Source organism: Rothia nasimurium (assembly GCF_928382285.1).
In the GTDB taxonomy this organism is placed as follows: domain Bacteria; phylum Actinomycetota; class Actinomycetes; order Actinomycetales; family Micrococcaceae; genus Rothia; species Rothia nasimurium_E.
Map to the genome: position 1 here is coordinate 292,224 of NZ_CAKMSS010000001.1, position 14,578 is coordinate 306,801.

12 protein-coding genes are annotated in these 14,578 nt (G+C 60.2%); 10 read left to right on the forward strand and 2 right to left on the reverse strand.

Annotated elements, in window-relative coordinates; genetic code table 11:
• Window positions 1-2 precede the first annotated feature (2 nt).
• The 3 genes from hutI to hutH all read left to right on the forward strand — a co-directional run bounded on the left by hutI (window position 3) and on the right by hutH (window position 3,815).
• The gene (gene hutI, locus L6758_RS01265) at window positions 3-1,193 is read left to right on the forward strand and encodes an imidazolonepropionase (RefSeq protein WP_237204854.1); all 1,191 of its coding nucleotides are present in this window, start codon (window positions 3-5) and stop codon (window positions 1,191-1,193) included.
• On the forward strand, window positions 1,193-2,200 hold the full coding sequence (gene hutG, locus L6758_RS01270; RefSeq protein ID WP_237204855.1) for a formimidoylglutamase: 1,008 nt from the start codon (window positions 1,193-1,195) through the stop codon (window positions 2,198-2,200). The genes hutI and hutG overlap by 1 nt, the downstream gene beginning before the upstream one ends.
• 73 nt (window positions 2,201-2,273) lie before the next feature.
• Window positions 2,274-3,815 carry a histidine ammonia-lyase gene (hutH, locus tag L6758_RS01275; protein ID WP_237204856.1) on the forward strand — a complete coding sequence of 514 codons (1,542 nt, stop codon included), beginning with the start codon at window positions 2,274-2,276 and terminating at the stop codon, window positions 3,813-3,815.
• 1,052 nt (window positions 3,816-4,867) lie between these two features.
• Here the strand turns inward: hutH and L6758_RS01280 are convergent.
• On the reverse strand, window positions 4,868-5,746 hold the full coding sequence (locus tag L6758_RS01280; RefSeq protein ID WP_237212004.1) for a hypothetical protein: 879 nt from the start codon (window positions 5,744-5,746) through the stop codon (window positions 4,868-4,870).
• Between the two features lie 1,097 nt (window positions 5,747-6,843).
• Between L6758_RS01280 and L6758_RS01285 the strand changes: the two genes are divergently transcribed.
• From L6758_RS01285 to L6758_RS01310, 6 genes are all read left to right on the forward strand, one after another.
• Window positions 6,844-7,092, forward strand: coding sequence for an HGxxPAAW family protein (locus L6758_RS01285; protein ID WP_237185301.1), 249 nt, complete (start codon window positions 6,844-6,846; stop codon window positions 7,090-7,092).
• Window positions 7,093-7,280: 188 nt separating this feature from the next.
• Window positions 7,281-8,108: an indole-3-glycerol phosphate synthase TrpC gene (gene trpC / locus L6758_RS01290; protein ID WP_237204858.1), complete on the forward strand. Its 828-nt coding sequence runs from the start codon at window positions 7,281-7,283 to the stop codon at window positions 8,106-8,108.
• Between the two features lie 93 nt (window positions 8,109-8,201).
• Window positions 8,202-9,554, forward strand: coding sequence for a tryptophan synthase subunit beta (gene trpB, locus L6758_RS01295; RefSeq protein ID WP_237204859.1), 1,353 nt, complete (start codon window positions 8,202-8,204; stop codon window positions 9,552-9,554).
• Window positions 9,554-10,402 carry a tryptophan synthase subunit alpha gene (trpA, locus tag L6758_RS01300; protein ID WP_237204860.1) on the forward strand — a complete coding sequence of 283 codons (849 nt, stop codon included), beginning with the start codon at window positions 9,554-9,556 and terminating at the stop codon, window positions 10,400-10,402. The genes trpB and trpA overlap by 1 nt, the downstream gene beginning before the upstream one ends.
• A gap of 10 nt (window positions 10,403-10,412) precedes the next feature.
• Window positions 10,413-11,321, forward strand: coding sequence for a prolipoprotein diacylglyceryl transferase (gene lgt, locus L6758_RS01305; RefSeq protein ID WP_237204861.1), 909 nt, complete (start codon window positions 10,413-10,415; stop codon window positions 11,319-11,321).
• A 135-nt stretch (window positions 11,322-11,456) separates the two neighbouring features.
• Window positions 11,457-11,942, forward strand: a complete 486-nt coding sequence (locus L6758_RS01310; RefSeq protein WP_237212005.1) for a hypothetical protein — start codon at window positions 11,457-11,459, stop codon at window positions 11,940-11,942.
• 71 nt (window positions 11,943-12,013) lie between these two features.
• On the opposite strand, the gene L6758_RS01315 is transcribed toward L6758_RS01310, so the two are convergent.
• The gene (locus L6758_RS01315) at window positions 12,014-13,036 is read right to left on the reverse strand and encodes an aminoglycoside phosphotransferase family protein (protein ID WP_237204863.1); all 1,023 of its coding nucleotides are present in this window, start codon (window positions 13,034-13,036) and stop codon (window positions 12,014-12,016) included.
• A 183-nt stretch (window positions 13,037-13,219) separates the two neighbouring features.
• Between L6758_RS01315 and adhP the strand changes: the two genes are divergently transcribed.
• Entirely contained in the window at window positions 13,220-14,263 is a 1,044-nt protein-coding gene (adhP, locus tag L6758_RS01320; protein ID WP_237204864.1) for an alcohol dehydrogenase AdhP, read from the forward strand.
• Window positions 14,264-14,578 lie beyond the last annotated feature (315 nt).

Here is a 14,578-nt window from a genome sequence, read left to right on the forward strand (position 1 = left end):
CCATGACCAGCCGTCTCTTTACCAATATCGGGTCGCTCGTCACCAATGACCCCACTCTGGACCGCGGGCCCCTCGGCGTACTTGAGAACGCCGCCTTTGTGGTGGAGCAGGGCCGTATTGCCTGGGTTGGCCCTGCCAGTCAGGCACCGGCGTCCGACCGCTGCGTTGATTTGGGCGGGCGCGCTGTGCTGCCGGGTTTTGTGGAATCCCACTCCCACCTGGTTTTTGCCGGGGACCGCTCCCACGAGTTTGCGGCCCGTATGGAGGGCAAACCGTACGAGGCCGGTGGCATCCGCACCACCATCGAGGCCACCCGGGCCGCCAGCGCAGCGGAGCTGGAACTCAATACCCGCTCGCTCATGCAGGAGTACGCCCGCGCCGGGGCAACCACGATTGAAGTAAAGACCGGCTACGGCCAGTCGGCCGAGTCTGAGCTGAAGTCGGTGCAGGTCGCCGCTGCCTGCACCGACGAGGTGACCCTGCTAGCAGCCCACGTGGCTCCGCCGGAGTACCGGGATAAGCAGGACGAATACGTTCAGATGGTGGTAGACACCATGATTCCCGAGTGCGCCCCCTACGCCTCCTGGATCGATGTTTTTTGCGAACGTGGGGCTTTTAGTGAGGACGAGTCGCGGGCAGTCCTGCAGGCAGGGATAGCTGCCGGTTTGAAGGCTCGCGTGCACGGGAACCAGCTGACCTACGGGGCCGGTGTGCAGCTGGCCGTTGAGCTGGGTGCTGCCAGCGTGGATCACGTGGTCTACCTGACGGACGCGGACGTCGACGCCCTGGCTAACAGCTCCACGGTGGCTACCGTGCTACCCGGGGCAGATTTTTCGACCCGGGGCGCCTACCCCGACGCCCGCCGCCTGCTGGATGCCGGTGCAACGGTGGCGCTGGGGGCTGACTGCAATCCCGGTACCTCCTTCACCACCTCCATTCCCTTCTGCATCGCCCTGGCCGTGCGGGATCTACACATGAGCCCGGACGAAGCTGTCTGGGCGGCAACAGCCGGGGGAGCGGCCGCCCTGGGGCGCACCGACATCGGTGCCATCACCGTGGGAGCCCGCGCCGACGTCCTCGCCCTGGACGCCCCCAACCACCTGCACCTGGCCTACCGCCCCGGCGTGCCCCTGGTCGCAGGCGTCTGGAAGGACGGGCAAACCGTCGTACCCCTGCACGAGGAGGAAAACTAGTGATCCAGGCAATCACCGACCGGAAAGCTCCGGAATGGAGCGGACGCGACGACGGGCCCGGTGCCGAACACCGCAGGCTCTTCCAGGTAGTGCAGCCGCTTGCCCAGCTGACCCAGCGCCCGGACGCCCTCTTCATCGGCTTTGCCTCCGACGAGGGGGTGCGCCGCAACCAGGGGCGCACCGGCGCAGCAGAAGGGCCCACCGCCCTGCGCTCAGCCCTGGGAACCCTGGCCCTGGCTCGGGGAACCACCGGTAACCGCCGCACCGACCTAGTCCTGGGCGACGCCGGTGACGTTGTCGTCACCCACCGCGACCTGATAGGAGGCCACCGCAGACTATCGGAGGCCGTCACCGCCATCATCGACGCAGGCTCCCTGCCGGTGGTACTCGGCGGCGGGCACGAAGTCGCCTACGGCACCTATCTGGGGCTGGCGGCGTCCGCCCGCAGAAGAAACCACCGGGGACAGGGTAGGGCCGCCCGCATCGGCATCCTGAACCTGGACGCCCACTTCGACCTGCGCCAAGCGGACGAACCCACCAGCGGAACCCCCTTCAGCCAGGCGCTCGCCGACGAAGAATGGGCGGGCACCGAACTGACCTACGCGGTCGTGGGCATCTCTGAGGCAGCCAATACCCAGGTACTCTTCGACGCCGCAGACCACGCCCGCGTGCACTACCTGCTCGATGAAGAAACCCACTGGGGCAACCTGCAAGCCATCGACAAGTTCGTTGAGGTCTTCACCGCACACGTCGACCTGATCTACCTGACCCTGGACCTGGACGTCCTGCCAGCGGCTGTTGCCCCCGGCGTCAGCGCCCCCGCCGCACTCGGCGTTGACCCTGCCATCATCAACCGCATCATGGGCAGGGTTGCCGCCTCGGGCAAGCTCGCCGCCTTCGACGTAGCCGAACTCAACCCCTCCCTCGACATCGACGGACGCACCGCCAAAACAGCAGCCCGCCTGATCCACACCGTCCTAACCCGGCACGCGCCTCTGCCGGAGTAAAACTCTATAGGTTCTGCAGGCTCGCGCTCGCTGCGAGCCTGCTTCACCTCATACACTTTCAAAGGAGAAAACCATGACCACCACCGTCACCGTCGGCATCGGGCCCGTGAGCTTCGCCGACCTGATCGCAGTTGCCCGCCACGGCGCGGCCGTCACCATCAGCGACGAAGCCCTGGCTGAAATCGAAAAATCAAGCCAGCGCATCCGCGACCTAGCCAACTCAGACACCCCCGTTTACGGCGTCTCCACGGGCTTTGGTGCCCTGGCTAACAAGCACATTCCCCTGGAGATGCGCAAGGCTCTGCAGCGCGGCCTGATTCGCTCCCACGCAGCAGGATCTGGCCCCGAGGTTGAGACCGAGGTCATTCGCGCCCTCATGCTCCTGCGCCTTTCGACCCTGGCAACCGGCCGCACCGGCGTCCGTCCGGTCGTCGCCCAGGCCTACGCCGATATGCTGTCAGCCGGGCTGACCCCGGTAGTGCGCGAGTACGGTTCGCTGGGCTGCTCCGGCGACCTGGCGCCCCTGTCCCACTGTGCCCTGGCCATCATTGGCGAGGGCCAGGTGCGGGACGCCGACGGCCAGCTCTACGAGACCGCTGAGGCCTTTGAGAAGTTCGGGCTGACCGCGGTAGAACTAGCTGAAAAAGAGGGGCTGGCCCTTATCAACGGCACCGACGGTATGCTGGGCATGCTGGTCATGGCCCTGACCGACCTGGACGCCCTGGTCAAACTCGCCGACGTCGCTGCGGCTATGAGCGTTGAGGGGCTCGCCGGTACCGACCGCGTCTTTGCCCCCGAACTGCACGAGCTGCGACCCCACCCCGGCCAGGGGGCCGCTGCCGCCAATATGAAGAGGGTGCTGGAAGGTTCCGGCATTATCCAGCACCATGCCGAGAACGTGACCACCTACGTGCAGGACGCCTACTCCCTGCGCTGCGCACCCCAGGTCGCTGGCGCCGTGCGCGACACCATCGAACACGCCCGCACCGTTGCCCTGCGCGAGCTGGCCTCAGCCGTTGATAACCCCGTGGTGACCCTGGACGGTCGGGTGGAATCCAACGGTAACTTCCACGGCGCCCCGGTGGCCTACGTGCTGGACTTCCTGGCGATCGCTGTTGCCGATGCGGCTTCAATCTCAGAGCGCCGCACCGACCGCTTCCTGGATGTTGCCCGCAACCGCGGCCTGCCGCCCTTCCTAGCCGACGACCCCGGCGTGGACTCAGGCCACATGATCGCCCAGTACACCCAGGCTGCTATCGTTTCTGAGCTCAAGCGCCTGGCCGTACCTGCCTCGGCAGATTCCATTCCTTCGTCTGCCATGCAGGAGGATCACGTGTCGATGGGCTGGTCGGCTGCCCGCAAGCTGCGCAAGGCGGTGGACGGGCTCACCCGCGTCCTCGCCATCGAAATCCTAACTGCCGCCCGCGGTATCGACCTGCGCGCCCCGCAGACCCCCTCACCGGCAACCGCCGCAGTGATTGAGCGCCTGCGTAAGGACGTCGCTGGCCCCGGCCCCGACCGCTTCCTCTCACCCGAAATCGAACAAACCGTCGAACTGGTCGCCAACGGCGAACTGCTGGCAGCGGCTGAGAGTGTAGTGGGGAAGCTCTACTAGCAGGTCCTTGCCGGAGCCTGTAGCGATGTGAGGAAAAGAGCCTCACTGCTCTTGAATCAATAAGTTTGTACCGCGGGGTGCCCAGAAATAACGTGGAAATGCATTGTTTCTGGGCACCCCGCGGTACAAAGTCTTGAACTGAAGCAGTAGAGACCTATGGGGTGGTGCTGTAAGAGTCTGCTGACAACTTGAACCCATAATTTTGCCCCTGGCAGATGATGAAAGTTCCATCATTGAGGCAAGAAGAACTCGATATGCTGATCGACTGACCGACTGGCAGCATTGGTGCATCACTATTTGACGGTTGGCCGTGGGAGACGTTAGGTTCGCCAGAAAAATTGTGTCTTGGATTTGGATTATCGTAGAAATGGATGCTCACTGAATCCGCTGCTGTGGTGCTACAGCCTGTACTGGTGCCGCTAGAACCTGTCCAAATCCTGCAGTGAGCAAAGCCCGTAGAAAATACAATATCTGTGTCCGGACGACCATTAGGGTCGGTATACACGGAGTTGGAGACTACGGGTACCCCTCCGGCGTTATAGACAGTCATTGCTTCTAGCCGGGTGCCGTTATTCGTGCAGGTGACTGAGCGTCCTTCTCTCCAAATGTCAGAATTACCTCTGGTATGACAGGCGAACCCTTGGATCTGATGGTGAGTGGCTCCGCCGTTTGCGAAGGCCGCGTTGAAGTCAGCGAAGATGGACTGTACCTGGTCGCAGTTGAGACCAGCCGCATTTTCGGCGACTACCAGAGTGGAAGCACCGGTATTTGAAGCCCCACACGAAGTGCCGGGAGCAACGCCTGAGGGAGCTAGTGAAGATGCTTCAGCCTCCGTGCCGCTATCTGCTTCCAGAGTCTGCTCGGAAGATGCAGACACTGCAGGGAGACTTGGTTCGGGTGACGCTGATGCTGTAACTGTCGTTACCTGAGGTTCAGGCTGAGCAGTGGGCTGCTGATTGACCGTAATACAACCAGTCATTAATAAAACTGATGAGGCCGATAGTGCAGCGAATTGAATAAATTTTTTCATTATTTAACCGATTAGCTAATGATTAGTGAAAAGTATGCCCATTTTGAGTAACAGTGAACCCCTGGTCACCAGAAACACAAGTAACTGAATCACCGTTGTTGATACAAGCGATATTTTTATAGTAGAAAGATTGACCTACTGGAAGTTGAACGAAACCTGGACGCGGTGATCGCTGTGCTAGTTCTCTGGTGCCCGGACCTGGTGTCGCATTGCCAAGAACTTGGAGTGCAATTCCAGCGGAAACAGGGTTTTTCCCATCAGGGTAATAGGTGCATCCGAAACCATAAGCGTCCACACCGCCCATCGAGCAGTCAGCAAATGAAGTGCTGAAATCTGCGCCTAACCCGTATTCACCATCCACGTAGATCCTGGGATTTGCAACTGGGACTCCACCGAGACCAAATTGCGTCATTGCTTCCAGGCGAGTTCCGCCCTGGGTGCAGGTAACAGAGCGGCCCTCTATTTCCACATCACTGGGTGAGCGGGTGTGGCAAGCGAACCCCTGAATCTGATGATGAGTGGCGCCGCCGTTTGCGAATGCCGCGTTGAAGTCAGCGAAGATGGACTGCACCTGGGCACAGTTCAGATTAGCTGCGTTTTCAGCAACCACGAGGGTTGTTCTACCAGTGTTGGAAGGCCCGCACGAAGTGCCAGGAGCAACACCTTCAGGTGCAGCGGGCTGAGGCGCTTGGGTCTGGGTAGCAGGTGCTGAGGTCGCTGTATCCTGGGTAGCTTCGGCTGAGCTAGCTTCAGCAGGTGCGGGGGAACTCGTCTCAGGCGCTACCACCACGGTGGTCACCTGCGGCGATGGCTCGTCGCTAGCCCTGTTGATGGTGACGCAGCCAGTGAGCGTTAGCGTTACAGCAGCCGCAATTGACAGGAATGATGCTTTATTTTTCATCGTTATCTTCTCGCTCAGCTTTCTATAGCGAATCGCCCGTCGGGCTAATCGAGAACCTGTACACACCGTTGTCGCAGGTGATCTGGTGCCCTTCGTTGAGACAGGCCATCCCGCTGTAGGTGAGCGTATATCCTGCAGGTAGGTAGATGGGAGAACTACCTTGGCTGGGGTAGGACCCACCAGTGGGAAGGTAGTGAGGCGGAGTGGACTGATCCATGACTAGTGGGTTAGAGGGTGGAGCTGTCTTAGTGCGTGTGCACGAAACAGTACTGTTAATTGGAATCATCGAACAGTATCCGAAGTCCGTTTCAAACCAGGCAATATCTTTAGCATCCGGTACTAGATACTCACTGGTAAACTCCACTGGTATCCCACCCAACGGGTACACCGTCATCGCTTCAAGACGGTTACCAACCCGAATGCAGGTAACCGACCTGCCGCTTTTTTCAATTTCAGGATCCCTCAGAGCAGCACAGGAATACCCCTGAATCACATGGTGGGTACCGCCCTGGGCAAATGCTGCGTTGAAGTCAGCAAAGATCGATTGGACCTGCTCGCACGTTATTTCGCCACTGGTTTCAGCGACCACGAGGGTTGTTCTTCCTGTGTTTGATGGTCCACAGGAAGTTCCCGGTGCTACACCAACTGGAGCTGCCTGCGTCGCAGTGGTCGGAGCTTGCTCGGGTTCGCTGGTCTCTACGGAAGCCGCCGATGGGGTGGGGCTTTCTGCGGCTGGGGAGCTAGCCTCAGCTGTTACAACTACGGTAGAGACGGACGGCTGTGGCTGCGCTGTGTCAGCGTCATTGATTGTGATACAACCGGCTAACCCAAGGATGCTCGAAGCGAGCAGGGTAGCCCAAAGTCTGCGTGGTGTACTCATAGTGACCTTTAATGTGTGCGAATGTGTACATTCAGTATAAGTTCAGTAACCTGCCATGAGACACTGAGCAACCACCATATTTTTAGGAAATCTTCCGTACAGCCCGTGACATGCTGGGTAAATAGAGAAAGCATCTCATAAGATAGAGAACAAGCACCCGTGTGCTCAGCGCCCATACACCTGCGAGCGCACGCCCACACACTACAAGGAGACTCACATGGCACAGCAGACCGTTGAGATGGTCCCCGACCTGCCCTACAACAACCACGGCAACACCACCGCCTCATGGGCCATGGTCATCATCATGATCGTCGGCTCAATCATCGGCGCAGTCGGTTTCTGCATCTCAAGCACCCCCATCTTCGTGGTCGGCGTCGCCATCATCGCCATTGGCGTTGTCGCCGGTATCGTGCTCCGCTCAGCAGGCTACGGCCAGGGCGGCAAGCACACCAAGTACCACCACTAAAACCCGAACCCACCCGGGTGAGGTGAGACAAGGGGCACCCCGCACAGACGCGAGGTGCCCCTTGCCTTTTCTTCACACCTGTTCTCACCCGGTGAACCCGTCTGGCAAACGTTCAGCCACCTGAGCGATACTAGAGGGGCACGACTAACCCAACCTGCGCCGTCCGCGCACCAGCACCAAGGGGCACCATGACCGTACTTGATGACATCATCGTAGGCGTCCGCGAAGATCTTGAAACCCGCCGCGCCGCCCTGCCACTTGAAGAGATCAAGAAGCAGGCAGCTGCTCAGGCTCCCGCGCTTGATGCCTTGGCCGCCCTGCGCGGCGCTGAGGAGGGAAGCGTCGAAATCATTTCCGAGGTCAAGCGCTCTTCCCCCTCAAAGGGTGCCCTCTCAGACATCCCCGACCCCGCCGAACTGGCCGCCGCCTACCAGGCCGGGGGAGCGGCCGCTATCTCGGTGCTCACCGAAGAGCGCCGCTTCAAGGGAACCCTGGCTGACCTCGACGCCGTCCGCGCCGCCGTCAGCATCCCGGTTCTACGCAAGGACTTCACCGTCGACGAATACCAAATCTGGGAGGCTCGCGCCCACGGTGCCGACCTGGTCCTGCTCATTGTTGCCGCCCTCGACGACGACACCCTGCGCCGCTTCCTCGACCTCACCCACGAACTCGGCATGAACGCCCTGGTCGAAACCCACACCCCCGAAGAAATTGAGCGAGCTGTTGCAGTGGGTGCCCGTATTGTGGGTGTGAACGTGCGCAACCTCAAGACCCTAGAGGTCGATAACGCCAACTTCAGCAAGCTAGCCCCCCTGCTACCTGCGGACGCCATCATTGTTGCAGAATCTGGCGTTGCCAGCCCCGAGGACGTTGCCGACTACGCCTCGCACGGCGCCAAAGCTGTGCTGGTGGGCGAGGCCCTCGTAAAATCTGGCACCCCCACCGAGACCCTGCGCGACTTCCGCGCAGCCGGCGCCCAGGCCCGTCAAGCCTGGCTGGGTTCTACGTCTTCCTAACCCCGACCGTCCCTACCTCATGTGAGCTAAGGCGGGCACAGCCGTCCGCACCTCACCCAGAACTTTACGACCAGCCCACCGAAGGGAAACCCCATGACTGAAACCCTCGCAGATCAATTCCTGGCCTCGGGCCAGAGCCTCAAAAACGCGCCCGGCCCCTACTTTGGGCAGTACGGCGGGCGCTACATGGCAGAATCCCTGATCGCCGCCATGGACGAGCTCGAAGAAACCTTTGAAAAGGCCAAACTCGACCCCGACTTCATCGACGAATTCCGTCGCCTGTCAGCCGAATACTCCAACCGCCCCTCCCTGCTGACCGAGGTCCCCCGCCTCTCCGCCGAAGCCGGGGGAGTACGCTTCTTCCTCAAGCGCGAAGACCTCAACCATACCGGGTCCCACAAAATCAACAACGTCATCGGCCAGGCCCTGCTAGCTAAGCGCATGGGCAAGACCCGCCTCATCGCTGAAACCGGCGCAGGCCAGCACGGGGTCGCCACCGCCACCGCAGCCGCCCTCTTCGGCATGGAATGCGTGGTTTACATGGGCGAAGAAGATACCGAACGTCAGGCCCTGAACGTTGCCCGCATGCAGCTGCTGGGCGCAACCGTCATCGCCGTGCAGACCGGCTCCCGCACCCTCAAAGACGCCATCAACGAGGCCCTGCGTGACTGGGTCTCCAACGTAGACACCACTCACTACCTGCTGGGAACCGCAGCCGGTGCCCACCCCTTCCCCGCCATGGTGCGCTACTTCCACGACGCCATCGGCACCGAAGCTCGCGAACAGTTCCTCGAAGCCACCGGCACCCTACCCACCGGCATCGCAGCCTGCGTCGGCGGCGGCTCCAACGCCATCGGCCTCTTCCACGCCTTCCTCGACGACGCCGACGTCAAAATCTACGGCTTCGAAGCCGGCGGCGACGGGATCGACACCGACCGCCACGCAGCCACCATCAACCTGGGCCGCCCCGGCATGCTCCACGGCGCCATCACCTACCTCATGCAGGACGAGGACGGCCAAACCATCGAGTCCCACTCCATCTCAGCAGGCCTCGACTACCCCGGCGTCGGCCCCGAACACGCCTACCTCTCAGACATCGGCCGCGTAGACTACCAGGCCGTCACCGACACCGAAGCCATGGACGCCCTGCGCCTGCTCTGCCGCACCGAAGGCATCATCCCCGCCCTCGAATCGGCCCACGCGCTCGCAGGTGCCCTGCGCGTTGCTAAGGAATGGGCGGACGCGGACCCCGCCACCGCTCACGAAAAGTCCATGATTGTCTGCCTCTCCGGCCGCGGGGATAAGGATATGGAAACCGCCCTCAAGTGGTTTGGCCTGGGCAAGGCTATTCCCTCGACCAGCCTGAACGTGGGGAACAAGGAAGCAGCGGCAGAAACCGCCTCGCAGAACGATACGACCGCACAGAACGAAAGCAAGGGTGCCTAATGAGCCACATCGATTTTCAGGACGAAGCCCGCTACTCGGTACGCAAGGGTACCTTCCCTGCCCCCAACCCCAACTCCAAGCTGGCAGCCCGCCTCGCCGAGTGTAAGGCTGAGGGCCGCGCTGCCCTGATTGGCTACCTGCCAGTGGGCTACCCCAGCGTGGACGAGTCTATCGAGGCTGCCATTGAGATGGGCAAGAACGGGGTCGATATTATCGAACTCGGCCTGCCCTACTCAGACCCGGTCATGGACGGCCCCGTGATTCAGCGCGCCACCGTTGAGGCGATTGACAAGGGCTTCCGCACCGATGACCTCTTCCGGGCTGTGCGCGAGATTACCGCTGCTACCGACGCTGTCGTTCTGGTCATGACCTACTGGAACCCCGTACTGCGTCGCGGTGTTAATCGTTTTGCCGAGGAGTTAGCTGCTGCCGGCGGTGCCGGTCTGATTACCCCCGACCTGGTACCCGATGAGGCCGCCGACTGGTTTGAAGCCTCAGAAAAGCACGGCCTGGACCGTATCTTCCTGGCAGCTATCTCATCCAGCCCCGAGCGTCTTTCCATGATTTCGCAGGCTTCAAGCGGCTTTGTCTACGCTGTCTCGGTGATGGGTGTCACCGGCGCCCGCTCGTCGGTGAACACCGCCGCCGAGACCCTGGTGTCTGACTTGCGTGCCGCCGGTGCCCCCGCTGCCTGCGTGGGGCTGGGCGTTTCAAAGCGTGAGCACGTTGAAGAAATCGGTGCCTACGCCGACGGCGTCATCGTGGGCACCGCCCTGGTCAAGGCTCTGGCTGAGGGCGGCCCGTCCGCTGTGGGTGCCCTGACCCGCCAGCTGGCCGGCCGCGAGTAGGGTAGGGGCTGTGACTTCAACTGTTCTTGCTTCTATCCCTTCGCCGTCCATCTCGACCATTGAGCTTGGCCCCCTGACCATCCACTTCTATGCCCTCTGTATTTTGGCGGGCATTATGGTGTGCATGTGGCTCACCGGCCGCCGCTGGGCAGCCTGGGGCGAAGACCCCGAGAGGGTCTGGGACGTTGCCATGTGGGCCATTCCCTCCGGCATTATCGGTGCCCGCCTCTACCACGTGCTGATTACCGACCCCGGCTCTTACTTTGGTGAGGGTGCTGACCCGCTTGATATCTTCAAGATTTGGGAGGGCGGTATCGGTATCATGGGCGCGATTTCGGTCGGTGGCCTGGGCGCCTGGTACGCCTGCCGCCGCTACGGTATTTTGCTGGCTAAGTTCGCGGACGCCGCCGCCCCCGGCATCATGATCGCCCAGGCTATGGGCCGCTGGGGCAACTGGTTTAACCAGGAGCTCTTCGGAAGGCCTACCACCCTGCCCTGGGGTCTGGAAATTTCGGCCACCTCGCCCAACTTCCCTGATCAGTACCCGGCGGGCACGCTCTTTCACCCGACTTTCCTCTATGAGTCCCTGTGGAATCTACTGGGTGCGGCCCTGCTGATTGCCCTGGGTCGCCGCGGTATCTTCCAGCTGGGCCAGACCTTCTGGGCCTACGTTGTTTGGTACGGTTTTGGCCGTCTCATGATTGAGACTTTCTTGCGAATCGATACCGCTGAGATGCTGCTGGGGGTTCGTATTCACGTGTGGACGTCCGGTGCTATCTTCTTGCTGGGTATCGTCATGTTCGCGCTGATGGGACTACGAGCGCGCAGACGCGGCGAGCTCCCGGGTGCCTATAGGCAGGGCGCTGTCGTGCCCGGCGCGGACGAGCCCGCCCCGGCGTCCGTCCGCTCCGGCGACTAGCGCACAAGCATAGAAACTAATCCGCATTTATTCTGAAAAGTCCGCAACTAGTTGCGGGTATATCAGAATAAGTGCGGATTAATTTTTTGCCCTGGGCCAGTAATAAATTGATATGCCTGCTTATTAAAAGGTAGGGTGGAGGTAGTCAGCTTCAAAGAGGAGGTAAACATGAGGTATTCATCTTTCCCAAATCTCACAACGGTTCCGACGTATCTGCTGTCTTCTGTTGTGTATGCGCTGGCAAGTTACGGGCTGCTTGTCTCACTAGGAACAGTATTTTCTTCGCGATTTTTCCAGCCCGGGCTAATGATTTTGTTCGGAACCTGGTGTGGTGTCACGATGGCGTTCTTGGCTCTACACCACCAGGTCAAAGCTGAGCGTGAACAGGCAGATGGTGCAAAGCGCCGTGGATATTTCGACTCCTGGCTGCCGGGTAACCCTGTTGAAGCTGTGGTGGCACTGCTTATATATGGTTGTGCTGTCAATGGTGCTGTATATGTCATTGCGTCAATGGCTGGAGTAGGTTTTACCTGGGTCACGGCGCTCTTGGGGCTGGTGGCAGCGCTTCCGGTTGCCGCTGCTGGTTTTAACCGAAACCTGGCTCGCGGTGGTAACTCCTAGCCAGGGCGCCTAATCCGCATTTATTCTGAAAAGTCCGCAACTAGTTGCGGGTACATCAGAATAAGTGCGGATTACTTTTCGCCCCGGGCCAGTCTGGTCAGCAGGGCGGACGCGCGGTGGGCCCGCATACTCACCAGCGACGAGTTCGTAGAGTCACTGGGCTTCTGCATCGAAGCGTAGAGATAGTAGCCCGCTAGCGCGACGACATTGGCCTTCAAAAACTCTAGCGGAGGGCGCCCGGACGCCGGAATCAGCTCCCTTACCTCGGTGAGGCTCAGGCTAGGGTTGGCAATCAGGGCGTCCGTCGCTACAGAAGCGACGTCATAGTGGGGATTGCCCACCGTCGCCCAGGGCCAGTCAATCAAAACTGCTTCACCAGTGGGGCGAATCAGAATATTGTCACCCCGCAGGTCCGTATGTACATAGGAGCTTCCTGCCAAGTGGGCAACCAGATGCTCATCGACAAAGGCAGCAAACTCGGCAGCCTTCTGGTTGACAAAGGGCAACAGGTCTACCAGCTTCTGGTAGGAGTCGGTTCCCCGAATGTAGGCCAGCTGCTCTAGGGCCACACCCTGGGCGAGCTTGTGCCAAAAAACGAGTTCTTCGGTCAGGTCCGCTTCAGTGGCTGGCAGCTTGAGCTCCGCATTCACAGGAACCCGGCTCATACCGTCCAGGGCCCGAAAAACGGCAGCCAGTTCCTCTCTTTGCCAGGGGTATTCTGGGTGCCGCCCCTCGATGTCTTCCAGAAGCAGGGCAACCCATGCTGTGCCGTCCGCCCCTGAAAAATCACGGGCAGCGAGGACGGCCGGGGTCGGGGTGTTGCCGGGGAAGGACGCGGTGATGCGGCCCTCCTTGCGGTGCAGGTCAGCTGTTTGTGGGTGAAGGTTGGCGTCAACAGCCTTAAGGAAAGCCCTGCGCCCTGTGCGGGTGACCAGGCGGTCTGCGGTGCCCAGGCTAAACCCACCGCTTTGCGACTCGGTCCCGACTACGGCGTCACCTAGCTCTTCTTCCACCCAGGCCTGCACGGAATGAGGGAGGTCTGCCCAGGTAGCACGCTGGGTAAGGGGCACTGGGGAGGGTATCTGATCACTCATGGCTCTAGTTTAGCTACCTTGCTTTTGGGGGTAATAAATTATTGCCGAACTAGAGCCCTTAGGGGTAAAAGCGCCGTAACAGAGTAGAAAAAATATCCAACCCCTGGCGCCTGGGTGCACCCAGAATCTAGGCTTTAAGTGAGCCACAACACTCAATCTGCTGTATTTCTAAGGAGCTCTCGCATGGCCACCATGAAAGCTGTTGTTGTTTCTGACCGTCTTGATGGAACCGTGGATATCAAAGATGTGCCCGTGCCCGAGGTAGGTCACGGTCAGGTGCTTGCCAAGATTGAATACTCAGGTATTTGCCATACCGACCTGCACGTAGCAGCCAGCGACTTTGGCGAAAAGCCCGGTCGCATTCTGGGTCATGAAGGTGTAGGTGTCATCACTGAAGTCGGCCCCGGTGTAGACCATCTCAAGGTAGGCGACCGTGTCTGTGTTCCCTGGTTCTTTAAGGGCTGCGGCCACTGCGAATACTGCACGGACGGCCGCGAAACCTTCTGCCGCTCCGTCATCAATGCGGGCTACACAGCAGACGGTGGCATGAGCGAATACACCCTGCTCTACGCTGACTACACCGTCAAGGTTCCCGATGCTCTCGACCCGGTTGAGGCAACCTCCATCACCTGTGCCGGTGTGACCACATATAAGGCCGTGAAAGAATCAGGCGTCCGCCCGGGTCAGTGGATTGTCTGCTTTGGTGCAGGCGGCCTGGGCAACCTCTCCGTTCAGTACGCCAAGAACGTCTTCGGGGCCCAGGTTATTGCCGTTGACCTTAATGAAGACAAGCTGCTGCTGGCTAAGGACAGCGGGGCAGATGTGGTCATCAACGCTAAGAATGTCGAAGACGTCGTGGAAGAAGTCAAGAACACCACCGGCGGCGCTGGTGCCCACGTCGCTGTCGTCACCGCCGTGGCTAAGGCGGCCTTCAACCAGGCCGTTGACTCTGTGCGCGCCGGTGGCACCGTGGTTGCCGTTGGTCTGCCCACCGAGTCCATGGACCTTAACATCCCCCGCCTGGTACTCGACGGCATTAAGGTACAGGGCTCCCTGGTGGGTACCCGCCAGGATCTCGCCGAGGCCTTCGAATTTGGCGCCCAGGGGCGCGTCAAGCCCGTGGTTCAGCTGCGCCCGGTCGAAGATGCCCAGGCAATTTTTGACGAAATGCACGCCGGCTTGATTAACGGACGCATGGTGCTCGACTTTACGGGGGCAACCCGCTAAATCGCCTACCGGCAGAGTGGGGCTCTGGGGTTTTCCAGGGCCCCACTTTTCTAATCTCTATATGAAATATTTATCTCACATATCAAGATTCAAAGTTTCAAGTCTGTTTCATTTTGCCACCCCTGCGTAACGTCATCCTTTGAATAATTACGCAAAATATTCATGACCTAATCCGGTTTTGCCTAGGTCACACGGGCTCAATTTCTAAACAAAAAGCGTATCTAGTAGGGGAGTGACCTCAAGCCCACCCGTGTAACGCCCAGCTGCCTGTTGAATCTTTACACGCAGGGGCGTATAAATTTACACATACGTAAC

What these genes read in the sequence shown, in the direction of transcription:
- adhP (WP_237204864.1), top strand. Translation starts at nt 13,220, where the DNA reads ATGGCCACCATGAAAGCTGTTGTTGTTTCTGACCGTCTTGATGGAACC.
- L6758_RS01280 (WP_237212004.1), bottom strand. Translation starts at nt 5,746, where the DNA reads ATGAAAAATAAAGCATCATTCCTGTCAATTGCGGCTGCTGTAACGCTA.
- trpB (WP_237204859.1), top strand. Translation starts at nt 8,202, where the DNA reads ATGACTGAAACCCTCGCAGATCAATTCCTGGCCTCGGGCCAGAGCCTC.
- trpC (WP_237204858.1), top strand. Translation starts at nt 7,281, where the DNA reads ATGACCGTACTTGATGACATCATCGTAGGCGTCCGCGAAGATCTTGAA.
- hutH (WP_237204856.1), top strand. Translation starts at nt 2,274, where the DNA reads ATGACCACCACCGTCACCGTCGGCATCGGGCCCGTGAGCTTCGCCGAC.
- L6758_RS01285 (WP_237185301.1), top strand. Translation starts at nt 6,844, where the DNA reads ATGGCACAGCAGACCGTTGAGATGGTCCCCGACCTGCCCTACAACAAC.
- hutI (WP_237204854.1), top strand. Translation starts at nt 3, where the DNA reads ATGACCAGCCGTCTCTTTACCAATATCGGGTCGCTCGTCACCAATGAC.
- trpA (WP_237204860.1), top strand. Translation starts at nt 9,554, where the DNA reads ATGAGCCACATCGATTTTCAGGACGAAGCCCGCTACTCGGTACGCAAG.
- L6758_RS01315 (WP_237204863.1), bottom strand. Translation starts at nt 13,036, where the DNA reads ATGAGTGATCAGATACCCTCCCCAGTGCCCCTTACCCAGCGTGCTACC.